Below are 22,516 nucleotides of genomic sequence, written 5' to 3' on the forward strand. Positions count from 1 at the left end.
GGATCTGAAGGGAAGCGGCCATGACCGCCTCGGGCTGACGAACTTCCGCTATGGGGCAAGCAGCCAATGTCCGGAGTTGGCGCATCTCGGAAGGCGTGACGGCGCTTTGACGCACGGCAACGAGTGCACCCCAGCTGCCGAACCCGCTATCTTCGCGAAAACATCAGCCAGACCAGGGAAGAAGCGCACGCAGCCGGCCGGCCAAGGGCAGCGGTGGTGCACTACCTGCGCCTACCACCCCTACGCCGACACCCACCGGAATGCCTGCCGTACCGCCGCCGACGTGGACGACGACGGTGGCGACCGCCCCCCGGCGGACCGGCACCTTGACCGGAGACCACGGCGAAGCACCAGCCCAACCACATCGGTGCGCACCGGCCGCCTAGCAGGAGGCCAGCCGCACCGTTTTCTTCGTCGTTCATCTCGCTGACCTCTCCGGGAACCCAGTCGAGCCGCACCACCGCGGCCGTGACTCAGGACAACCCCGATGGACATCACCGCCCCCCTACCGCCCGTTGGCGCCGACGACCCCACGCCCGTCGTGGACGCCGCCCGCGCTGTTCTCGACCTCAGCGGCCTCGGACCGATCGAGCGCGTGCCCCTCATCCCCGAGGCCGTCCGGCGCCGACACCGTGTCTTCGTCCCCGCCGACCACCGCTTCAAGGCCGCCGCCCGCTTCATGCAAGCGCTCTAGCGCGAGGACCGCGGCCTCGCGATCGGCACCCACGTCGACCGCCGCGAACCAAACCGCCCCCGCCGGCTCCGCTCGCGCATCGCCACCGCGGCCGGCGCGCCCGGCAGCAACTTCCTTCATCTAGACATCGTCCCGGTGGTCGCCCGTGCGCTGGCCTACCGCGAGCCGGGCGCGGCATACGATGTCGACCGCCTCAGGACCAACCTCCTGTCCCTCACACGATACGGACATTCCCTCCAGAAAACCGCGTATAGCCACAAACTCATCCTCGACCACCACTTAAACCGTTGAAATAAAGGATCAATTTTGGCTACTTCCTGCACCCATCTGCCCCATCTCACACGAGGCAGACGTCGCAGGCATCCTCATAAACGGGTAGCCGCCATCCGGACGGAGGCAGGATGCGGACATGACTCTGCCTGACTACTTTAAATGTACTAGGTCGACTGCATCTCGAGCTTCTCGCTGAAAACGGCGCTTTACAGCAGTGTTCTAATGGCGGCGCTCTGACGCATAAGATAAACTGCATCGCAGCTGTCGAGCCCGCTATCTTACGCGGAAACATCAGTCAGAGCAGCGGACACACACGCCACTACTGGCACCTAGCTGGTGAGCGGGCGCCACTGCCGGCAGGCGGACACTACCGGCATGAATTCACCTACCGTGACGACTATGCCGGCTGTAGCTGCCCCGGAGCGATGCGGAAGACTGCGACGCTAGCCACCACGCCGTTGGCACTGCCCGAGCCAATCCTGCCCATACTGAGCCCCTACAACCGCATGCCGAAGCGAAAGACGGTGGCGCGCTCAGATAGCATGACGACATCAGCCTCCGCCTGAGGTTCTGCCGCGCGCCAACCACTTGCTGTTCCCTGTTCAGCTTCTGCGCAGAGGCGGGAATCCTGACCTGACCGCACGCCGCGGCCGTATGTCAGGACTTCATCATGACAAACAACGCCCTTGTCCCGCTGCCCACCGCCAGGACAGCCGATAATTCATCAGCCGCGTTCGCACCCTTCGACCCGAGCAATCTTGGAACCATGTATTGGGTGCCGCTCATCCCCGAGCGCCAGCGCCGCAAGCATCACGTCTTCGTCCCCGCAGATCACCGCTTCAAGGCTGCAGCCCGTTTCCTTCAGGCACTCTGGCGCGAGGACCGCGACCTATCGATAGGCCAATATCCCGACAGCATCACTGGCCGACGCCTCGGCTCACGCATCAGTATGCCTGCCGGTGGGGACGGCGCGAACTTCCTTCATCCCCGCATCATTCCGGTCGTGGCGCAGGCCCTTCACTACCGCGAGCCGGGCGCGGTCTATGACGTCGACCGGCTCAAGACGAACCTGCTCTCGTCCCAGCCCCTCACCTTCAACTTGTTCGGCTTGCTCGCCCGCGACCTCGACCTCGCCACCCGCTTCGTCACCGACCTATTACCGGGGACAATGGCCGAGGTAACGGAGCTCCTGTTCGAGCACAGCCCCGGTCGTGGCGACACCCGATTCACCGCCGACGGCACTGCCTTCGACCTTGCCATCCGCGGCCGCTCAGCCACAGGAGAGCGCGTCTTCATTGGCATCGAGGTGAAATACAGCGAGAACGCCTACGAACCGGCCTCGCGCGTCAACGAACGATACGCGGCCCTTGCCCCGACCACCGACCTATTCATCGACGCAACCGATCCCGGCCTGGTCTCCAACCCCTGCCAGCAACTCTTCCGGCAGCACTGCCTCGCCGCCTCGATCCTCGATCAGGGCCTGGCGGACCACGTGATCCTCGCCTTCATTGCGCCGAGCCACAATTACCTCGCCCACGCCGCGGCCACGACCTACGCCCGCCACCTGCACTCAGCCTCGACCGGCCGCATCCCCTTCATCCCACTAACGCTGGAACGGGCAATCACGGCCCTAGCCGCGGCCGGGCTCCCTGACCACGCCCGCGCCCTGCATCGCCGCTACCTCGACTGGTGGCTTGTGGACGGCGAACTTCACCTCGACGACGTCACGGCCGCGGCCAGCAACCTATTCACCGCCGCCGCTTCCGCCGACCGAACCACCCGGCGATCTAAACGCGCCGCCTAAGCCGCCACTTCGACCTTCATCTTAACAGCGCGGTCTCGGCCCCGGCACATCACTGCCACGAGCCGGGACCGCATTCGAGCTCACCTTCCTGACCGGATCAGCGCCTGAATCACGGCTCCTCCGTTGCACCTACGAACAGAGCCGATGCCGTTCTCCTACCCACCATCTATGCGGCCGAGCGTCCGAAAACCCAAGTGACGACATCTCATAATTTTCGCGAAAATGGTCACAGCCAAGTCTTTGAAACTATGGAACGCTCGACCCAATCTTTCTACCCACATGACGCTTTCGGTGCCACCAACGAGCTGTAGCTCAGCCTCACCAAGAACCCGGCAATATGGCGTCAACTCGTCGGCGGGCTGAATATGACCAGAAGACCGAAAAGCGCCTGCAGCAGACGTTCCGCCTCCGACCCAACTACGTCATTGCGAGAGTTCTTCCAGGTTACCGGAAGCGGTCGTTCAGTTGAACGACGGCCAGCTCAGGCCCGGCAAGGCAGCAGGGACAGCTTAGGGGAGCCGTCGATCATACAGGACTGCGGGTCTGGCCGAAGGCCGTCTCCGGCGCCTGACGGAGATGACCAGGCGGACCCGTACGCCAAACGGCTCCAGCTTGAGGGCTCGGGGCTCCGAGAAGAGTTTCACGGCGGCGTTGCTTGCTGTGTTGCGAAGACGCGCGCATTCTACGCCGGTCGCATCGACCGTTTTAGCGGCTGACGTGAAGCCGTCCGTTGATGAAGCTCGCGATGTGGCCGATGATCGTCGCTTGCGCTCCGATCGCGTCCTTCGCTTGCCCGTTCCTCAGAGGCCGCGGATGAGGCCGCCGTCGATTCGGATCTTGGCTCCGGTCACGTAGGAGGCGCGCGCGCTGGCCAGGAAGGTCACGACGTCCGCGAACTCCTCCCGCCTGCCATAGCGGCCCGCCGGAATCGCCCCGATGGCCGATTTCGCAACATCGTCGCGCGTCGTTCCCGTCCGTGCAGCCGCGGCGTCATCGAGCTGGTCGACGCGCTCCGTGTGGATGCGGCCGGGCAGCACCACGTTCACCGTCACGCCCTGGCTCGCGATCTCGGCGGCGACGGAGCGGACCAGCCGACGACGGCAGCACGCACGGCGTTGGAGACCACCAGCCGTGGGATGGGCTGCTCGACGCCCGAGGAGGCGATGGTGATGATGCGGCCCCAGCCGCGCTCGGTCATCTGCGGTAGCAGGCCCTGTACGAGGTGGAACAGGTTGGCCGCCATCGCCTCGAAGTGCACGAGCCAGTCGCCGCGGCCCGTGTTCCGTGCCTCTCCGGGTGGCGGGCCGCCGGAGTTGCCGATCAGGATGTCCACGCCGCCGCGCCCGCGCAGCGATGCAACCAGAGTGTCCACCGTGGCGATGTCCGAGAGGTCGAAGGTGACCGCCTCCACCCGCGCCCGCTGGTCCGCTGGCAAGGCATCGATCCAGCTGGCGAGCGCTCCGGCGTTGCGGGCGGCCGCCACGACGGTCGCCCCTTCCTGCAGCAACGTCCGGGCAATCGCGGCGCCGAGCCCGCGGCTTGCCCCAACCACCAGGGCCCGTTTACCAGCCAGTCCAAGATCCATCTTCAATCCTCCGGTCAAGTCGCGAATGAAACGCCTGAGGGCCGGGTGCGTCCGGCCTGCCAGGTTCGCGTCGGTCAGCCGCGCTCATTCAACATCGGGAAGCCGCGCTGGTGCCAGACCGGATAGGCAGGGGGCACGTCGCTGGCCGCGTCGAGCCTTGCCACCTGTTCCGCCGAGAGGCTCCAACCCACCGCACCGATGTTCTCGATGAGCTGCTCCTCGTTGCGCGCCCCCACCACGATGCTGGACACCGTCGGGCGCTGGAGCAGCCAGTTCAGCGCAATCTGAGGCACGGTCTGGCCAGTCTCCTCGGCGACGCAGAGCAGCGCATCGACGATCCGGAAGAGGCGCTCCTGCTCGTAGTGCGGTCCGGTCTCGGCGATGTCATGCGCCCGTGTGCCTGGCTTCGGGGGCTGATCGCGACGGATCTTGCCGGTCAGCTTCCCCCAGCCCAGGGGGCTCCAGATCACGGCGCCGACGCCCTGGTCGCGCCCGAGCGGCATCAGCTCCCACTCGTAGTCGCGGTTGAGCAGCGAGTAGTAGGCCTGGTGCGCCACGTGCCTCGGATAGCCGTATCGGTCCGAAACCGCGAGCGACTTCATCAGGTGCCAACCGGAGAAGTTCGAGGCGCCGATGTAGCGGACCTTGCCGGAGCGCACGATCTCGTCGAGCGTCGAGAGCGTCTCCTCCACCGGGGTGTTGTAGTCCTGCCCGTGGAGCTGAAGCAGGTCGATGTGCTCGGCGCCCAGCCGTTTGAGCGCCTTGTCCACCGCGTCGACGAGATGCTGGCGGGACGAGCCGAAGCCGTTGGGGTCGTCGCCCATCGGGAAGGTGGTCTTGGTCGAGATCAGCAGGCGGTCGCGCTTACCCTTGATGGCCGCGCCCAGGATCTCCTCGGCCAACCCATCCGAATAGACGTCGGCGCTGTCGAACATCGTCACGCCGTGGTCGAGGCAGACATCGACGAGGCGAGAGGCCCCTCCCGCGTCGGTCGAGCCCCATGCCTTGAAGAAGTCGTTCCCCCCGCCGAAGGTCGCGGTGCCGAAGCTCAGGGCGGGGACACGAAGGCCCGAGTGTCCGAGGCGTCTGAAGTCCATGGTCGTTTTCCGTTTTCGATGGGGGGCGATTCCACGACAATCAGCTATCCGACCCGGGGCTACGCCCACCGAAGGCTGCATCCGGCCCGGCGGACCGGCGCACGTCCGGGGTGCGCGATGGGATCAGGCCTGGCGCGGTTGGCCGTTCGAGGCGGACAACCCGCCGCCGACCGGCAGGTTCACGCCGGTCAGGAAAGGGGCATCGTGGCTTGCCAGGAAGGCGATGACGTCGGCGGTTTCCCTCGGGCTCGGCCCCACGGCCCATCGGGATGCGGTCCGCGAACATCGCCATCAGCCCGGTATCGTGCTTCATGGACCGGGTCAGGTCCGTCAAGGTCAGGCTTGGGTTGACCGCGTTCACTCGGACACCCGTGTCGCCGGGCTCAAGCGCCAGCGACCGGGTCAGGTTCGTCACGGCACCGGTGACGACGACGCGCTTCTCGAAGCGAGCCATGTTCGGCTTCCTTCCTGACAGGTGATGCTGTGGGCGATGCCGGATCTCAGGGAACGAGCGGGATCACCTTCAGGTCGCTCAGGTGCCGGAACTGGTTCCGGAACATGTCCTCGGTGTCGATGCAGGCTTGGAAGCCGGCTTGGCGGGCCTTGATCGTGCTGCTGATGTTGTCGAAGCCGCTGGCGAAGATGAAATCGCCGAAGGGCCATGAGGCCACCTTGTCGTAGGGAATGGGCTGCAGGCCGTAGCGCTTCGTCATCCTGTCCCAGAGCGGGCCCTTGTCGGTCATGTAGGTCGCCAGGGGCATCGGGATCGGATCGGCCCAGTCCATGCCGAACATGCGCGCGATCCGCGGCCACATGTGCTGCCAGCGGAAGTAGTCGCCGTTGGTGATGTTGAAGATCTCGTTGCGCGCGGCCGGCGTCGTGCCGGCCCAGTCCGCGGCCTCCGCCAGGATGTCGGCCGAGCTGACCTGGTAGAGGGCCCGGTAGGCGGCCTCGGTCCCGGGGAAGCGAAGCGGGATGCCGAGCTCCTTCGAGATGGCCGCATAAACGGCGATGACCGTGAGCAGGTTCATCGGGTTGCCGATGGCGAAGCCGCAGACCGCCTCGGGCCGAAGGGCCGTGAACGACCAGTCCTTGCCCTTCTGGCGCTCGCGCAAGAGGTCCTCCTGGTCGTAGTAGAAGTTCGGCGGCATCAGGCGCGGGTCGTCCTCGCGGGCCGGCGTCTTGAACGGGCCGAGATCGGCGCCGTAGGCTTTGCCGCCCTGGTAGAACGTGACGTGCCGCAGGCCCGGCGAGGTCTCCTCGACGACGTCGAGCAGGTTGCGCAGGATCGCGACGTTGACGGTGCTCTTCTCGGCCGCGGTCTGCTTCTCAATGTAGGCCCCGAACACGATGTGGGTGACGTCGCGGACCTCGCCGAGGCTCTCCCGGACCCGGGCCGGATCGAGCAGATCGACGGAAACCGCTTCGACGTTCGGGATGGCCGGCTCGGTCCGACGAGAGAGGCCCAACACCGTCGTTTCGGGCTGGGCGGCGAGACGGATGGCCGCCGCGCGACCGATGACACCCTGGGCGCCGGCGACGAGGACTTTTCTCTGCATGATTGGCTGTTCCTGTTCCCCGTAATCTGGCTTGCCGGGAAGCACAGGACGTGATCGCATCGGAAGCCGGCCTCACACAGGAGAAAAGCTGCCGCCGGCGTCCCGGGTTCGCACCCTGCGTTTCTCGACAAGATCAGCACCCGGCTGGACGTGCCTGCTTTCCAAGGGACAAACGCTGCAGAGTTCGCTCGAACCGCCTGCGTCGATTTCAAGGGACCTTCGACGCGTAATTCCCGCGTTATCGACATCGAGTCGGCACGACAACGTCCGGTGCCCTGCGAGAACGGATGCGTCGAGAGGATGGACCATGGACCAGCCGAAGCCGAGAAAACCCGTCGGGATGGCTCGATCCGGCGCGGGACGGCCGGGCTACGTCATGGTGAAGGGTGCCAGGGAGCACAACCTGCGCGACGTCGACGTGGAACTGCCGCGCGACGCCCTGGTAGTGTTCACGGGTGTCTCCGGCTCCGGCAAGTCATCGCTCGCCTTCGGCACGCTCTATGCCGAGGCCCAGCGGCGCTACTTCGAGTCCGTTGCCCCCTATGCGCGGCGGATGATCCACCAGGTCGGCGTGCCCAACGTCGACGCCATCGAGGGGCTTCCCCCCGCCGTCGCCCTCCAGCAGCAGCGCGGCACACCCAGCGCCCGCTCCTCGGTCGGCAGCGTCACCACCCTGTCGAGCCTCGTGCGGATGATGTACTCGCGCGCCGGCACCTACCCACCGGGCCAGCCGATGCTCTACGCGGAGGACTTCTCGCCCAACACGCCCCAGGGCGCCTGCTCGTCCTGCGGCGGGCTCGGGCGGATCTACCGGGCCACGGAAGCCTCCATGGTGCCCGACCCGTCGCTGACGATCCGCGAGCGGGCCGTCGCGGCCTGGCCGCAGGCCTGGGGCGGCCAGAACCTGCGGGACATCCTGGTGAGCCGGGGGGTCGACGTCGACACGCCCTGGAAGGACCTGCCGCTGGCGCTCCGGGACTGGATCCTGTTCACGGACGACCAGCCCCAGGAGCCAGTCTATGCCGGGCTCTCCCCGGAGCAGACGCAGGCCGCCCGCCGGCGCCGCATGGAGCCGAGCTACATGGGCACGTTCACGAGCGCCCGCCGCCACGTGCTCGGCACCTTCACCAACTCGCAGAGCGCCCTGATGCGCCGCCGCGCCTCACGCTACCTCGTGAGCGAGGACTGCCCCGTTTGCCAAGGCAAGCGCCTGAAGCCCGCGGCACTCTCGGTCACCTTCGCGGGCCTCGATATCGGTGACCTGTCGCGCCTGCCGCTTTCCGACCTCGCCGAGACGCTGCGGCCGGCCGCCGAGGACCGGCTGCCAGATGCCGAAACTGCCGACGACGCCAAATCCGGGACGCTCGATCGCGAAGCGGGCCGGCGGGATCGGGCCTGGCGTGCCGCCTCCGGGACGTCGGCCCATGCGGGTGCGCCGGACGTGCGGGCGACGCCGAACCTCTCCATTGAGAAGCGGCTCGCCGCCCAGCGCCTCGCAGCCGATCTCGTCGACCGGATCGGGACGCTCATGGGGCTGGGCCTCGGCTACCTGTCGCTGGACCGGGTGACCACGACCCTGTCGTCAGGCGAATTGCAGCGCCTGCGGCTGGCCACCCAGCTGCGCTCGCAGCTCTTCGGCGTGGCCTACGTGCTCGACGAGCCCACGGCGGGGCTGCACCCCGCCGACGGCGAAGCCATGCACGAGGCGCTGGCCGGGCTGCTCACCTCCGGGAATTCCCTCTTCGTCGTCGAGCACGACATCGGCACTATGCGCCGCGCCGACTGGCTGATCGATGTCGGCCCTGCGGCGGGCGAGCACGGAGGCACCGTGCTCTACAGCGGCCCGCCGGAGGGCCTGCGCGCGGTGGAGGCGTCGCGCACGCGCCTGCACCTGTTCGGCCTTGCCGAGCCGCCACGGCGCCCGCGGCGCGAGCCCTCCGGATGGCTGTGCCTGAAGGGTATCGTCCGCAACAACCTGCGCGGGGTCTCGGCTTCGTTCCCGCTGGGCTGCCTTACCGCCGTCACGGGGATCTCGGGCTCCGGCAAGTCGAGCCTCGTCGCCCAAGCCCTGCTGGACCTCGTGGGCGACCGCCTCGGCAGACCCGTCGACACCGACGACGAGCCGGAAGATCCCCTCGACGAGGCGCCGGATCCGACGGAGGGGCGCATCGTCGGCGGCATGGAGGGGGTCCGGCGTCTGGTCAAGGTCGATCAGAAGCCGATCGGGCGCACGCCCCGCTCGAACCTCGCGACCTATACGGGCCTGTTCGACGCCGTCCGCAAGCTGTTCGCCGCCACGCCCGAGGCTCGCAAACGCCGCTACGACGCCGGCCGCTTCTCCTTCAACGTCGCGAAGGGCCGTTGCCCGGCCTGCGAGGGCGAGGGCTTCGTCAGCGTCGAGCTCCTGTTCATGCCGAGCGTCTACGCCCCCTGCCCGACCTGCCATGGGTCCCGCTATGCGCCGGAGACGCTGGCGGTCACCTGGAACGGGCTGACCATCGCGGACGTGCTCGGGCTGACCGTCGAGCGCGCCTGCGCGGCCTTCGCGGACGAGCCGCCCGTGCTGCGGCCGCTCGCCGTGCTGCGGGACCTCGGCCTCGGCTACCTGCGCCTAGGCCAGCCCGCGACCGAACTCTCCGGCGGGGAGGCTCAGCGCATCAAGCTCGCGACCGAGTTGCAGAGGGGGCAGCGCGGGGGCACGCTCTACGTCCTCGACGAACCGACGACAGGGTTGCACCCGACCGACGTGGACCGCCTCATGCTTCAGCTCGACGGCTTGGTCGATGCCGGCAACACGGTCGTCATGGTCGAACACGACATGCGCGTCGTCGCGGGGGCCGACCACGTCATCGATGTGGGCCCCGGCGCCGGAAGCCTCGGTGGCACGGTCGTGGCGGCCGGTCGTCCCGAGATCGTGGCACGGGCGCGGGCGAGTCGTACGGCACCCTATCTGCGGGACGAGCTCGATGCCCCCGAAGGCTAGGGCTCGCGACCCCGGCCGGGTGCGCGCCGACCGCTGGGGATTCCACCGTCGTGATGGCATTCCCCTTAACTGATCCGCTCGCGAGCGTAGGAACGATAGACTCAGAACAGAACCGGAGAATGATGATGAAGATCCTGATGGTCCTAACCTCGCACGACACGCTCGGCGACACCGGCCGCAAGACAGGTTTCTGGCTGGAGGAGCTCGCCGCGCCTTACTACGTCTTCAAGGACGCGGGTGCGGAGGTGGTCCTCGCCTCGCCGAAGGGAGGGCGTCCGCCGCTCGATCCCAAGAGCAGCGAGCCGGATTCCCAGACTGATCTGACCCGACGCTTCGAGGCCGATGGCGAAGCCGACGCCGCGTTGTCGAACACGGTCCGGCTCGATGGCGTCACCCACGAGGGCTTCGACGCGGTGTTCTATCCCGGCGGGCACGGCCCCTTGTGGGATCTGGCCGAGGACCCCGCATCGATCCGGCTAATCGAGACGACGCTCCGGGCCGGCAAACCCGTCGCCCTCGTCTGCCACGCCCCCGGCGTGCTGCGCCATGCCAAGGCGCCCGACGGCAAGCCGCTCGTCGCGGGCAAGGCCGTGACCGGCTTCACGAACACCGAGGAGGAGGCCGTGGGCCTGACCGCCATCGTCCCCTTCCTCGTCGAGGACGAACTCAGGCGGAATGGCGGCGTGTTCTCAAAGGCCGGCGACTGGGAGCCGTACGTGGCCGCGGACGGATTGCTGATCACGGGGCAGAACCCAGCCTCGTCCGGACCGGCGGCCGAGCGCCTGAAAGCCACGCTCGACGATCGATGACGGCTTATGGGCGATCGACCCGTCAGGGACTTTCGCGGCCGTTTCACGCGTCCAGGAGCGCCCGAGCAGAACGGTACTCCGAGGGTCGACGTTCGTGGGTGCGGCATGGCTCGCGCGCTTCACGCGGGCCGAACGCCCCCGCGTGACTCCGCCAACAGCGTGATCAGAGCTCGATTGAAGGCCGGGATGTCATCGGGCTTGCGGCTGGTGACCAAATTCCCGTCCACGACCGATTCTTCATCCACCCAATCGGCCCCCGCGTTTCCGAGGTCTGTTCGGAGCGACGGCCACGAGGTCAGGCGTCGGCCGCGCACGGCATCCGCTTCGATGAGGGTCCAGGGCCCGTGGCAGATCGAGGCCACGGGCTTTCCGGCCTCGAAGAAGGCCTTGGTGAACGCGACGGCCTTCTTATCCGTCCGAAGTGCGTCGGGATTGATGACGCCGCCCGGCAGAAGCAGGGCATCGAATTGATCGGGCCTCGCTTGATCGAGGGGTACGTCGACGGGCAGGCTGTCACCCCATTCCGTGAACTTCCAGCCGCGGACCTGACGGTCCTTGGGTGATACGATCGCGGTGTCGGCGCCAGCCTCGTCGAGGGCCTTGCGCGGTTCGGTCAGCTCGACCTGCTCGAAACCGTCCGTGACCAAGATGGCGATCTTCACTCCCTTGATATCGGCCATGTCGTGGTTCCTTCTGATGTGATCCATGAGGCACCGGCCGCCGCTATCGGGGAAGCCTCGCGGCGGGCAGGTCGATGTCCCCGATCGATGGCGGCTCTGAGAACAGGGCGGACGCCTGCGCCTTCGGCGCCTGCGCGACGCCGCCGGGCAGATGGCTTGCCGCCCCGCCTTGTTGGGGAGGGCGTCGAAAAGACCGACGGTCGACGGTCCTCTTCGAACGGCGAACCAGCCTGTCGCCGCCGACGCCTGATCGACGATCGACATCCTACGGCGTGAACACCGCACGCACGCAGCCGTCCGTCTTGTGCTTGAACATGTCGTAGCCGCGCGGTCCGTCCTCCAGCGAGAAACGGTGCGTGGCGAGATAGGCTGGGTTGAGCTCGCCCTTCTGGGCATGCGCGAGCAGCCGCTTCATGTAGGCCTGCCCGTGCTGCTGGGCGGTGCGCACCGTCATGCCCTTGTTCATGATGACGCCCATCGGGAACTTGTCGATCATCCCGTAAACGCCGAGGACCGAGAGCGTGCCGCCCTTGCGGCAGGCCATGATGGCATCGCGGAGCGCCTCAGCGCGGTCCGTCTCCAGGCGCAACGCCTGCTTCACGCGGTCGTAGGCGTATTGGGATCCGGTGCCGTGCGCCTCCATGCCGACGGCGTCGATGCAGGAATCCGGCCCGCGCCCGCCCGTCATGTCCTTTAACGCGTCCAGGACACTGTGAACCTGCGTGTAGTCGATCGTCTCGGAGCCGGCATGCTCCCGCGCCATCCGGAGGCGCTCGGGGTAGCGGTCGATCGCGATCACCCGCTCGGCGCCCATCAGCCGCGCGCTCTGCTGCGCCATCAGGCCGACGCCGCCGCAGCCCCAGACCGCGACCGTGTCCCCCGGACGGATATCGCAGAAATCGGCGCCCATGTAGCCCGTCGGCGCCGCATCGGAGAGGAACAAGGCCGTCTCGTCCGCGACGCCGTCGGGCACCTTGAAGCAGTCCACGTCGGCGTGCGGCACGCGGATATACTCGGCGTGGGATCCCGCATAACCCCCGAAGGCGTGCGTGTAACCGTAGATGCCCGCGGTCGGATATCCGAGCAGCGGCTCCTGGAGTTCCGGTTTCGGATGGGTACAATCGCAAAGAGAGAAGAGTTTCTGATCGCAATACCAGCATTGACCGCAGGCGATGAACGAGGGAACGACGACGCGGTCGCCCTTCTTCACCTGTTTCACCTCCGGCCCGACCTCGACGACTTCGCCCATGAACTCGTGCCCGATCACGTCGCCGGCTTTCATGGTCGGGATGTAGCCGTCGATGAAGTGCAGGTCCGAGCCGCAGGTGGTCGACAGCTTGACCTTCAGGATGGCGTCGCGGGGGTTGACGATCTCGGGATCCTTGACGGTTCCGACGCGCAGGTCGTTGACGCCATTCCAGTACAGCGCACGCATATCCAAGCTCCTCAGCGGGAGTCGCGCCGGGCGGCCGGCTGACGATCGGTGGTGGGAATTTCGCCTGTCAGGACGAGGCTCTTGAAATAGCGGAGTGCCTTCGACGCGAGTTCCCTCGGCACGACGCCCTTGAAGACGCGGGCGGCCACGTCGCCGAGCATGCCCCCGGGCGGATCGAAGCGGACGCGCAACGTGGCGATCGTGCCGCGACCGCCCGAGGCCGCGCGGAAGCGAACCTCGCACTCGGTCACGAGGGCGCCGCCTCCGTCCGCGCTGGCGCGGATCAGCTCGCCAGGGCGCTCTTCGGTGATCTGCATGACCCAGGCATGGCTTTGGCCAAGCGAGCCGCCGGTGTGCCACTCGCTCCGCCCGTCTCCGGTGGGGCGAATTTCGGCCAGAAACGCCATGATGCGCGGGAGGGTCGCCGGATCCCGCCAAACCCGAAAGAGTTCGTCGGCGGGCCGCTCGATGGTGATGGAGTATTCGACCTCGGGCTCCTCGCCCCAGGCCGGCGCGGCATCGGTCTTTGCCGCGCCCCCTCGACTCGGCTGGCCGAGCCGCTGGGCGCCCAGGATGGCGAGGGCCGCCGCTCCGGCTATGCCGGCCAGCGCCAATCCCACTCCATTGACGCCGGGTCCGGCGTGCGCGCGCGAGCCGGCGGACGCGCGATCACGCTCCATCGGGTCACACGTTCTGCCGTTGCCGTATCGATCGGCCATGGGCCACCCCCTTGATCAAATTGCTGCGGTCTGCGGGCGCGCGTGAGGGTCGGGCGGGGTGTCGAGAGGTGGAGCAATCCGCCCCGAACAACCCAACCAGTCCAAGCCTGAGAAACATCGGCCGAAGCACCTCGGTTTGATCAGGGGTGTTCCTAAGGAGGGTCCCGGTGTCAGCGCGAGGGCATTGAAGGTAATTCCTTTCCGGGCGCTCGATCCTTTGCGCCATGTTCGCCACTGCGGAAGAAACGGACAGAATTGCCTGACACGAGCAGAGGATCACCGCACTTAATCGGCATGCGGCGTCGCCCAATTGCTCGGTCCAGCTTCTCTCTTGATAACCTATTTGATTCTATACCTTAGACGCAGATCAGATTATGTGGCGGATGAGGATGGTCGCAGTCCATGAGCAGGCCCTGATCCGCCGTTTCGGCGCGATCCCGGAAGGAGCCGGAGTGGAAACCGGAGATTTTCTCACGGGGGGCGGTCAGGTCGCTGCCCGCATCCGTGCGCATGACTGGAGGTCCACACCGCTCGGCCCGATTGAAACATGGCCGAACACGTTACGGTACACCTTGAGCAGCATGCTCAACTCGGCCTTTCCAACTTACCTGGCCTGGGGTCCAAACCTCACGAGCTTCTACAATGATGCATACCGACCCATCCTCGGCATCAAACCCGAGGCTTTGGGGCGCCCCTTCCCCGAGGTCTGGAAGGAATCATGGGACCAGGTCGGACCGGTGACGGAGCTCGCGCTCCAGGGTGAGGCAACCTATCTGGAAGACCACGGCATTACGACGGACCGCCACGGCACTCGGGAGCAGAGTCACTGGACGTTCGCCTACTCGCCGGTCCGGGACGCGAGCGGCAGCGTGCAGGGCGTGCTGTGTCACGTCCACGAAACCACCGCTCGGATCCACACGGAGCAGCACCTCCGATCCGCCCTGAAGGAGATCAAGGCGCAACAGGCGCGCTTCAACGCTTTGATCGAGCATCTTCCTTTCGGAGCCGGACTCTTCGGGGCCGATGGGCAAGCGCTGCTCATCAATCCGCTGTGTCGCGAGTTTCTCCCCGGCGGCCCCCCCTCCCTCGATTCGGACGCACAGCTGCACTGGACCGGCTACGACACGGAAGGCCGTGTGGTGCCCGTGAACGAATACCCGTTCATGCGGGCGATGCGGGGCGAAGTCGTGCATAACATGCGCTTTCTACACCGGCCCAGAGACGGCAACGCGTGTTGGAGGCGCATCAGCGGCATTCCGGTCCGCGGAGACGATGGTTCTATCCGGCAGGCCATCGTGGTGGTGCAGGACGTCGATCGGGAGCAGCGGGCCGAGGCGGCCTTGCGCGAGAGCGAGGCGCGATTTCGGCGCTACGCCGAGCATTCGGCGAACGTTCTCTGGCTCGCCGATCTGGACAGCGGGCGGCTCGATTACCTCAGCCCGGCCTTCGCACAAGTCTGGGGCATGCCCTGCGCGGACATGCCGGATATCGCGGGTTGGCTTGCCAGCATCCACCCGGAGGACCGAGGTGCCGCGGCCCACGCGCTGGAGCTTGTCGGCGACGGCGAGACAATGGTTTTGGAGTACCGCATCCTGCGCGCCTCGGACCAGGCCGTGCGTCGGATCCGCGATACCTTCTTTCCGATCCCGGCTGAAGACGGGCAAATCCGACTGGCCGGTGGGATCGCGCAAGACGTCACGATCGCGACCAGCTTGCGCGCCTACGTGGTTGCGCGCGGGGCTGACGCCCGGCATAGGCTCGTGAGCGCACTTCAATCCAGCGGGTACGCCGTTCAGGCCTTCGCGAACGACCAAGACTTCCTCAAGATGGCAGGCTCCCTGATGCCGGGCTGCGTCGTGCTCGACATGGCGGAGATCGACGGGTTCGTGACCACAACCGAGATGAAGGCCTACCGGTCTCACCTGCCCGTCGTCGCGGTGGGCGCGAGCGGGGGCGATGTCGGGATCGGCGTTCGCGCCATGAAGGCGGGGGCGGTCGATTTCCTCGAAACCCCCTGGACCTCGGAGGCGCTCCTCCTCGCGGTCAGGACGGCATTGGCCGGCATCCGCGACGCCGCTGAGCGGTCGCGCGCGCACGAAGCGTCCCTGAATCGGATCGCGACGTTGTCGGAGCGCGAACGCGCGGTGCTGGAGGGACTGCTCGCGGGGGGCACCAACAAGACCATCGCCCGCACGCTGGGCCTGAGCCCGCGCACCGTGGAGATCCACCGGGCCCGGGTCATGGATGCGCTCGGTGCCCATACCCTGCCTGAAGCTGTCCTCATCGCGACGGCCGCTGGCGTGCGTCCCGCGCACCAGGAATGCGACGAGATCCAGCCCGGCGAACGGTAGAAACGGGTTCGATCCGTTTCTCAGAGCGCCCGGCGAAGCGGGGGTGGGTCCAGCGCACGAGAGCGCGTCGATGCGAGGTCCGCTCGCGCGACCGCGTGGCGGTGGTCGTCCGCCGGACCTCACCGACCCTGCCCATGGGTCGAGTCCGTGAGACTTCGCCTCGGAGCCGCGCATCGCCGCAACGCGATCGGGCACGGCACCAAGACAGCGGCGAGCGCTGCAGCACGCCTTTGTCGTACCGGACGCGCGGCGATGCTTCAGGCCGGTCTTGCTTCGGCCCGAAAGCTGAGACCCCTCCCGGATGAGGATGCTCTAGAGGTACCCCGCCTCGAACTCCGCGAGTTCGCGCAATTGCCGCGGCGCGAGGACGCACAATCGACCTCCCCGCCATGCGATCAGCCCTTCGCGCCGCAGCGCTTGCAACACGCGGTTCACGTGGACACTCGACAGGCCGAGCGCGTCGGCCAGATCCGTCTGGGTCAGCGGCATATCGAATTGACCGGCTGTGACCTGGCCGATCGATCCGAGACGTTCCAGCAGTTCGCAGAAGAGATGCGCCATCCGCTCAAGACCCGAGCGCATGCCGATATTGGCCATCCACTCGCGGGCGGTCGCCTGTTGGGCGAGCTTGGCATGCTGCAACGCCAGCGCGATACGGGGATGCTGGCCGAGCAGGTCGAGATAGGCCGCGCGGGGAATCCTGGCGATCCGGCAGTCGGTCAGGGTTTCGATCGTGTGATCGAGGGCGTATCCGTGGAGCGCGCCATAGTCGCAAAGGTCGCCGGGGATGAGATAGGCGAGGATCTGGCGGCGGCCTGAAGCGCGGCGCTTGTACCGGCTGGCAAACCCGGCGAAGACGATCAGCGCGTGGTCCGGGACACTGTCCTGCTCCGCCAGGACGGTGTGCCGCTCGATCCGTCGGACGTATTCGGTCAAGCCGACGAGTGCCGCTCGATCGGCTTCGGCGAGCGAAATGAAGTTGTCGAGCTTACGAATCAGCGCACACGCGGGTGAGACATCCTCCGGGGCCGAATGCCGCGGCGCGCGTGCGGGTCCGGATACGGGGGGATCCATCACGGTTGAGAGGGCGAAGGGCACCATTGGGAGATTGCTCCAGGATGAGAGCCCTATTCAGCCGTGCCGACGCGGCGCGTACATCCGTCCCATTCCTTAGGACGCCTCCGCTCCGTGCGCTTCGATGTCCCCGCTCCGATAGGCCATCGCGGGGGCAAGTCGGGTGATGTGGGGCCACCAATGCGCACGGAGGTCGATATAGGCCTGCGCTGCGGCCTCCTCTCGGGCAACCGCGATGCCTGCCTCGGCAAGCCGAGAGACAGACCGTTCCCAATGGGCGCGCCAGCGCTGCCGTTCCCTCGGATCGACGGCCTTCAGGACGACCGGATCACCCGGCAGGAAGGTCGTTTCCAGGGTGACGATCAGCAGTTGGGCCACCCGCCACAGTGCTTCGACCGCTGCGGATTCCTTCAACCATTCCGTTTCCTCACCCGCGAGCGTGCTGCGGATCAGCGAGACGGCATCGAGGGCGAGGTAGGCCTGCGCCGAGACCGAGTAATAGGGCTTCTCGAACCGGAAGTAGAACAGGACCGGGTAGAAGTGGTGGGCTTCCTTCATCTCGGCCATCGCCTCGCCGAGCGAGACGAGGTGGCTGTAGCCGCCACTGAACTGTCCGCGAGGTCCGAGCCTGGCCAGCAACTCGCCTACGTCGGAGGTTTGCGCGGAGAGGATATGGAGCTGAAGGCCGAGCGTATTGCGCTGCCGCAGGGCACCGTAGACCTGCATGACGTAGGTTAGGACCAGCGAGGTCACCGTCATCCCGATCAGGGAATGCACGAGGTAGACGACCCGGTAGGCGTCGGTCGTGGGCTTGAAATCGCTCGCCCCGACGATCGCCATGCTGCTGCCGCCGGCATAGAGCGCGGTGAGGATGTCCGTGGGTGTCGGGCCGTTGCCCGCCTGCACGCCCGCCCCGAGCCCGGGATGGATGATGAGCCCGGCGCCGAGCGTCAGGCCGAGGGCCCAGAGCAGGACGTAGAGGAGAAGGACGACGGGTCCACAGAAGGAGAGCACCGCCCCGCGGCGAGCCCCGGCCCCCTCCGCGGCGCGCCGAAAGGCCATCCATGTCAGATGTGCGGCGCGGTCCGCCACCAGACCCGTGCCGATGCGCGCGTAGAGAACGGTGAGGAAGACGTCGAGGAGGACGGCCGCCATCACCAGGCCGCCGAACGCGCGTTCGAGGAGGGAAGCCATGATCATCCCGGTAGGAGGCCCTGCGCGCCGCAGGCGCCACGTCCGTCGCGAACCAGCCGGTGCCGTCCCCGTTCCCGCGATAGATCCCTAGGACGATCCCTATCGGGATCGGGCCGGCGGCCCTGCGTCCAGGGTCGGCCCCGGTGGCGCCGGGCACGGCCCGCCGGACGGCGTGTCCAGCCGATAAAGCTTCCCGACGGCGCTCCAGAAGGCGATTTTCATCTCGGGACACCTCTGATCGAGGAATGCCTCAATCGCCGTTGCGGCTTCGCGTGCGCAAGCATCGCGGTCTTCATCCGAAAAGGGATCGGCCATGGCACGCCTCCGGACCGGTGGCCGATCAGGCCACCCTCGGAGGCGCGACAGTGATATCGAAAATCTCACCCGACGATCCGGATGCTTCCGTAGTTTCGATCCGGGTCCAAAATAAATATTCAGTAAGTCCTTATCCTGTCTCAGATTTAATCTCGTATCGTAGGTTTCCTACGGTTTGTCCGCAAGAAACTGGTGTGGTCCGACTCGGTTCGTCGTCATGTCCATATCAGGAGGTCTTCATGAGACTGAGGCACATCTTCCTCGCAACCACGGCCATCGCGTCCTTGGGCGGCGGTTACGCACACGCTCAGCAATCATCCGTCAGCAATCAGCGCGTCACCCAGGATCAGGCCGATGGGCAGGGCACGCAGATCTACGTCAGCTCGGCGGGTGTGCGGCAGATCCAGCAGGCCCTGACCCAGAAGGGCTACAGCACGGGGACCGTCGACGGTCGCTGGAACCCGCAGACCGTGGCCGCGGCGCGCAGCTTTCAGCAGGCGCAGAACATGGAGCCGACCGGCACGCTGACCATTCCGCTCGCCTATGGTCTCGGTCTGGAGCAGGACATCATCCTCGGCAATCGCGGCGGGCAGGGCGGCGGTCAGGGCGGCGACCAGGGGACCAAGCAGGTCGACAATCAGCGCATTGTCGTCGAGCGCGCGGACAGCCGCGGCACGCCCCTTCATGTCAGTCCTGCCGGCATCAGGCAGATCCAGCAGGCCCTGAACCAGCAGGGCTGGAATACGGGACAGGTCGATGGACGCTGGGGGCCCGCGACCGTTCAGGCGTCGCGCAGCTACCAGCAGTCCCACGGGCTCGAGCCGACGGGGCGGCTCGAGGTTGGCCTCATCGCCGCCCTCGGCCTGACCGACGCGATCTTTTCGGCCGGTCATGGCACGGGTCCACAGGCCGCCAACGCGGCACGCCCGCAGCCGACCCAGGCGGCCGGCCCGGGAGGCGACCGGCAGGTCGACAACCAGCGCATCGCCATGGAACGCGCCGAGAGCCCCGGTGAGCCGATTTGGCTGAATGCCGATGGTGTCCGCCAGATTCAGCAGGTGCTGAACCAGAGGGGCTATGCGGCCGGGCATCTCGACGGCAACTGGAATAACGACACGACGATCGCCGCGACCCACTTCCAGCAGGCGCAGGGCCTCGAGCCCACCGGCACGCTGACCACGAACCTGCTCGCCGCGGTCGGCATGTCGCGCTGGGAGCGGGGCGAGTTCCTGGGCGGCATGACGGCCCGTGCCGACACGTCGGGCAATCCGAACGTGCAGACCACCGGGGCCGTCCAGGCCGCGGGCAACGCGGGCGCATCCGCTTCGAGCGCTGCGGAAGGACGTCGCTCCGGAAAGGCCGACGCGCCCGCTGGGCAGGGCGGCGACGCGGCGCCCGCACCGTCAGGGACGCGATAGCCCACGCCCGGGGCGCACGTCTCGGCGGCCCGCTCGGCGCACATGCCGGGCGGGCGTTTCGATGCGCGTGAAGCGCGGGAGGTGCCGCATGCACAGCTTGTCCAGACCCGTCGACGATCCGATGATGCGCAAGCTGGTCGCGCTGGTGCAGGAGCGGCTGCCGAACGCGACGCCCCGGGGCCGCCTCGCCCTGTTGGAGGAACTCCACGCTCTCGAACGGAACGCCCTGGAGCACCGGGCTGATCCGGGCACCCTGCGCTCGATCCGCGCCACACAGGTGTTCGTCCGGAGACGTGATCCGCCGCCGGATGCCTCGGGACACCGGTCAGACCGGGTCTGACGGCGGACGACCCCCCATCCGCAATCCTGCCAGCCGCGAAGGCCGCGGACCGGCGCGGCCGCTGGACTGCGGGACTTCCTCGGCGACGGCCCGCCGGGGGCGGAGGCCTCCTAGGGAATTGTCCGCAGGAACGGCGCGCTCCTCACCCCGGTTCGCCTCGTTGCGACACCGACCATCATCCCCGCGAGGGGCCGAGCCCGGGAGGGCCGCACCGCCCGGATGGGCCTCTCGCATCTCAACCCATGGGAGAAGACGGCTATGCGAGCCCTGGTTTGGCATGGGAAGGAAGACATCCGCTGCGACACGGTCAGCGATCCGGAAATCGAGGACGGCCGTGACGTCGTCGTCAAAGTCACGAGTTGCGCGATCTGCGGCTCCGATCTTCACCTGTTCCACAACTTCATCCCCGCCATGCTCCCTGGCGATGTCCTGGGTCACGAGACCATGGGCGAGGTCGTCGAGACCGGGCGCGGGCTGAACGGCAAGCTGAAGAAGGGGGACCGGGTCGTGGTACCCTTCACCATCGTCTGCGGCGAGTGCGACCAGTGCAAGCGCGGGTACTTCTCCGTGTGCCAGAAGAGCAATCGCAAGAAACATCTCGCCGAAAAGGTCTTCGGCCACACCACCGCGGGCCTGTTCGGCTACTCGCACCTCACCGGCGGCTACCCGGGCGGCCAAGCCGAGTACCTGCGCGTGCCGTTCGCCGATTCCACCGTCCAGAAGGTGCCTGAGGGCATTCCCGACGAGAAGCTGCTCTTCCTCTCGGACATCTTCCCGACCGGGTGGCAGGCGGCAGTCCAGGCGGACATCCAGCCGACCGACACGGTGGCGGTCTGGGGCTGCGGGCCGGTCGGCCAGATGACGATCCGCTCGGCCGTTCTCCTCGGCGCAGAGCAGGTCATCGCCATCGACCACCTACCGGAGCGGTTGGAGATGGCGGAAGCCGGGGGCGCCATCACCATCAACTTCGACGAGGAGAACGTCGTCGAGCGGCTGAACGAGCTGACCGGCGGCGAGGGCCCTGAGAAGTGTATCGACTGCATCGGCATGGAGAGCCACGTCACGCCCGCCATGCCGGACACGATCTATGATCGGGCCAAGCAGATCCTCCTGGCCGAGAGCGACCGGCCGCACGTGCTGCGCGAGATGATCTACGTGTGCCGGCCGGGCGGCCTGATCTCGATCCCGGGGGTCTATGGGGGCCTAGCCGACAAGATCCCGATGGGCGCGGCAATGAACAAGGGCCTGACCTTCCGCATGGGACAGACCCACGTCCAGCGCTGGACCGCCGATCTCCTGCGCCGGATTGAGGAGGAGCAGATCGACCCCTCCTTCGTCATCACGCACGAGGTCCCCCTCGACAGGGGGCCCGAGATGTACCGGACGTTCCGGGACAAGCAGGACAGCTGCATCAAGGTCGTTCTTAAACCCTGACACCGCGCGAGGGAGATCATGACGAACATTGCAAGCATCGCGAGCCTCTCGAACATCACGCGATCGGAGGGGGATCCGAAGGTTCTCCGCTCCGGGCCGAGTTCGCTCGGGATTGCCGACCGCCTCGCCAAGGGGCTCGGCTGGTTCAGCCTTGCTCTCGGGATCACCGAACTCGTGGCGCCCCAGCGCATCACGCGGGCGTTCGGGATGGAGGGCAAGGAGGCGCTGGTGCGCGCCTATGGCGCCCGGGAGATCGGCAGCGGCATCCTCTCCCTGTCGGTCGACAGGAACCTCGGCCTCTGGAGCCGGGTCGCCGGCGACGGCCTCGACATCGCGACCGTAATGACGGCGCTCCGGCCGGACAACCCGAAGCGCGGCAACGCCGCCGTCGCCCTCGCCCTACTGGTCGGTATCACCGCGGTCGACCTGATCGATGCGCAAGCCAGCACGGCCCTGCATAGCCGCGGAGCCCGTCGGAAACGTTCCTACCGGAACCGCAGCGGATACCCGCGCGGCGTTCAGGCGTCCCGTGGCGCAGCCCGGGACTTCAAGACGCCGCCCGACCTGCGTCACGCCCCCTCTCTCGCCGCGGTGTCGAAGCAGACATCCGTAGCCTGAGACCGCCCTATGCGGGCGAGGGCCTGGGGATTCTCGCGCCCCCCGAAGGCGGACAAGCGGGCGGTGGCTCAGTCCGCCTGCGCCGGCGTCATGGGTTGAACAATCGCGATCGCAGAGCCCACGGCACCTTGGTT

The 22,516-nt window shown here is 67.1% G+C and carries 19 protein-coding genes and 1 pseudogene; 10 read left to right on the forward strand and 10 right to left on the reverse strand.

Translation table 11 applies throughout. From position 1 onward, the window contains the following. The first annotated feature begins 487 nt into the window (after nt 1-487). The 3 genes and pseudogenes from CRT23_RS29165 (at nt 488) to CRT23_RS16950 (ending at nt 2,771) form a co-directional block, all read left to right on the forward strand. Nucleotides 488-694, forward strand: coding sequence for a hypothetical protein (locus tag CRT23_RS29165; protein ID WP_245436304.1), 207 nt, complete (start codon nt 488-490; stop codon nt 692-694). 12 nt (nt 695-706) lie between these two features. Continuing rightward, nucleotides 707-985 (forward strand): annotated as a pseudogene (locus CRT23_RS29750) (hypothetical protein); the annotation flags it as partial. A gap of 652 nt (nt 986-1,637) precedes the next feature. After that, the gene (locus CRT23_RS16950; RefSeq protein WP_103710608.1) at nt 1,638-2,771 is read left to right on the forward strand and encodes a hypothetical protein; all 1,134 of its coding nucleotides are present in this window, start codon (nt 1,638-1,640) and stop codon (nt 2,769-2,771) included. Between the two features lie 800 nt (nt 2,772-3,571). Here CRT23_RS16950 and CRT23_RS29755 read toward each other — a convergent pair. The 5 genes from CRT23_RS29755 to CRT23_RS16975 form a co-directional block, all read right to left on the reverse strand. Further along, nucleotides 3,572-3,823 (reverse strand): SDR family oxidoreductase, encoded by a 252-nt coding sequence (locus CRT23_RS29755; RefSeq protein ID WP_348628865.1) that lies wholly within the window; start codon nt 3,821-3,823, stop codon nt 3,572-3,574. Next, complete coding sequence (locus tag CRT23_RS16960) at nt 3,820-4,356, reverse strand: SDR family NAD(P)-dependent oxidoreductase (RefSeq protein WP_348628866.1); 537 nt, start codon at nt 4,354-4,356, stop codon at nt 3,820-3,822. Before CRT23_RS16960 ends, CRT23_RS29755 begins: the two co-directional genes overlap by 4 nt. 74 nt (nt 4,357-4,430) lie before the next feature. Further along, entirely contained in the window at nt 4,431-5,453 is a 1,023-nt protein-coding gene (locus CRT23_RS16965) for an aldo/keto reductase (RefSeq protein ID WP_103710609.1), read from the reverse strand. 40 nt (nt 5,454-5,493) lie between these two features. After that, nucleotides 5,494-5,907, reverse strand: a complete 414-nt coding sequence (locus tag CRT23_RS16970) for an SDR family oxidoreductase (RefSeq protein WP_245436306.1) — start codon at nt 5,905-5,907, stop codon at nt 5,494-5,496. Nucleotides 5,908-5,953: 46 nt separating this feature from the next. Next, the gene (locus tag CRT23_RS16975; protein WP_103710610.1) at nt 5,954-7,012 is read right to left on the reverse strand and encodes an SDR family oxidoreductase; all 1,059 of its coding nucleotides are present in this window, start codon (nt 7,010-7,012) and stop codon (nt 5,954-5,956) included. A 307-nt stretch (nt 7,013-7,319) separates the two neighbouring features. On the opposite strand from CRT23_RS16975, the gene CRT23_RS16980 reads away from it, so the two are divergent. Both CRT23_RS16980 and CRT23_RS16985 read left to right on the forward strand, forming a co-directional pair. After that, entirely contained in the window at nt 7,320-9,995 is a 2,676-nt protein-coding gene (locus CRT23_RS16980; RefSeq protein ID WP_103710611.1) for an excinuclease ABC subunit UvrA, read from the forward strand. A 125-nt stretch (nt 9,996-10,120) separates the two neighbouring features. After that, nucleotides 10,121-10,804 carry a type 1 glutamine amidotransferase domain-containing protein gene (locus CRT23_RS16985; protein WP_103710627.1) on the forward strand — a complete coding sequence of 228 codons (684 nt, stop codon included), beginning with the start codon at nt 10,121-10,123 and terminating at the stop codon, nt 10,802-10,804. A gap of 119 nt (nt 10,805-10,923) precedes the next feature. Here CRT23_RS16985 and CRT23_RS16990 read toward each other — a convergent pair whose 3' ends face one another. Genes CRT23_RS16990 through CRT23_RS17000 form a run of 3 tightly spaced genes read right to left on the reverse strand, consistent with a single transcriptional unit; the run spans nt 10,924 to nt 13,638 of the window. After that, nucleotides 10,924-11,748 carry a type 1 glutamine amidotransferase domain-containing protein gene (locus CRT23_RS16990; protein WP_348628867.1) on the reverse strand — a complete coding sequence of 275 codons (825 nt, stop codon included), beginning with the start codon at nt 11,746-11,748 and terminating at the stop codon, nt 10,924-10,926. 1 nt (nt 11,749) lies between these two features. Beyond that, nucleotides 11,750-12,919 (reverse strand): zinc-dependent alcohol dehydrogenase, encoded by a 1,170-nt coding sequence (locus CRT23_RS16995; protein WP_103710613.1) that lies wholly within the window; start codon nt 12,917-12,919, stop codon nt 11,750-11,752. Nucleotides 12,920-12,930: 11 nt separating this feature from the next. Then, entirely contained in the window at nt 12,931-13,638 is a 708-nt protein-coding gene (locus tag CRT23_RS17000; protein WP_103710614.1) for an SRPBCC family protein, read from the reverse strand. 389 nt (nt 13,639-14,027) lie between these two features. Between CRT23_RS17000 and CRT23_RS17005 the strand changes: the two genes are divergently transcribed. Further along, complete coding sequence (locus tag CRT23_RS17005; protein WP_103710628.1) at nt 14,028-15,989, forward strand: PAS domain S-box protein; 1,962 nt, start codon at nt 14,028-14,030, stop codon at nt 15,987-15,989. 312 nt (nt 15,990-16,301) lie between these two features. Here the strand turns inward: CRT23_RS17005 and CRT23_RS17010 are convergent, their stop codons facing one another. Both CRT23_RS17010 and CRT23_RS17015 read right to left on the reverse strand, forming a co-directional pair. Next, nucleotides 16,302-17,090 carry a Crp/Fnr family transcriptional regulator gene (locus CRT23_RS17010; protein WP_103710615.1) on the reverse strand — a complete coding sequence of 263 codons (789 nt, stop codon included), beginning with the start codon at nt 17,088-17,090 and terminating at the stop codon, nt 16,302-16,304. Between the two features lie 69 nt (nt 17,091-17,159). Beyond that, the gene (locus tag CRT23_RS17015; RefSeq protein ID WP_103710616.1) at nt 17,160-18,257 is read right to left on the reverse strand and encodes a hypothetical protein; all 1,098 of its coding nucleotides are present in this window, start codon (nt 18,255-18,257) and stop codon (nt 17,160-17,162) included. Nucleotides 18,258-18,811: 554 nt separating this feature from the next. On the opposite strand from CRT23_RS17015, the gene CRT23_RS17020 reads away from it, so the two are divergent. From CRT23_RS17020 to CRT23_RS17035, 4 genes are all read left to right on the forward strand, one after another. Next, nucleotides 18,812-19,990, forward strand: a complete 1,179-nt coding sequence (locus CRT23_RS17020; RefSeq protein WP_103710617.1) for a peptidoglycan-binding protein — start codon at nt 18,812-18,814, stop codon at nt 19,988-19,990. An 88-nt stretch (nt 19,991-20,078) separates the two neighbouring features. After that, on the forward strand, nt 20,079-20,330 hold the full coding sequence (locus CRT23_RS17025; protein WP_103710618.1) for a hypothetical protein: 252 nt from the start codon (nt 20,079-20,081) through the stop codon (nt 20,328-20,330). Nucleotides 20,331-20,588: 258 nt separating this feature from the next. Next, the gene (locus CRT23_RS17030; protein ID WP_103710619.1) at nt 20,589-21,764 is read left to right on the forward strand and encodes a zinc-dependent alcohol dehydrogenase; all 1,176 of its coding nucleotides are present in this window, start codon (nt 20,589-20,591) and stop codon (nt 21,762-21,764) included. Nucleotides 21,765-21,782: 18 nt separating this feature from the next. Continuing rightward, nucleotides 21,783-22,382, forward strand: coding sequence for a hypothetical protein (locus tag CRT23_RS17035; RefSeq protein ID WP_103710620.1), 600 nt, complete (start codon nt 21,783-21,785; stop codon nt 22,380-22,382). Nucleotides 22,383-22,516 lie beyond the last annotated feature (134 nt).

Origin of the sequence: Methylobacterium sp. V23 (assembly GCF_002917135.1) — a bacterium.
Taxonomy (GTDB): Bacteria; Pseudomonadota; Alphaproteobacteria; order Rhizobiales; family Beijerinckiaceae; genus Methylobacterium.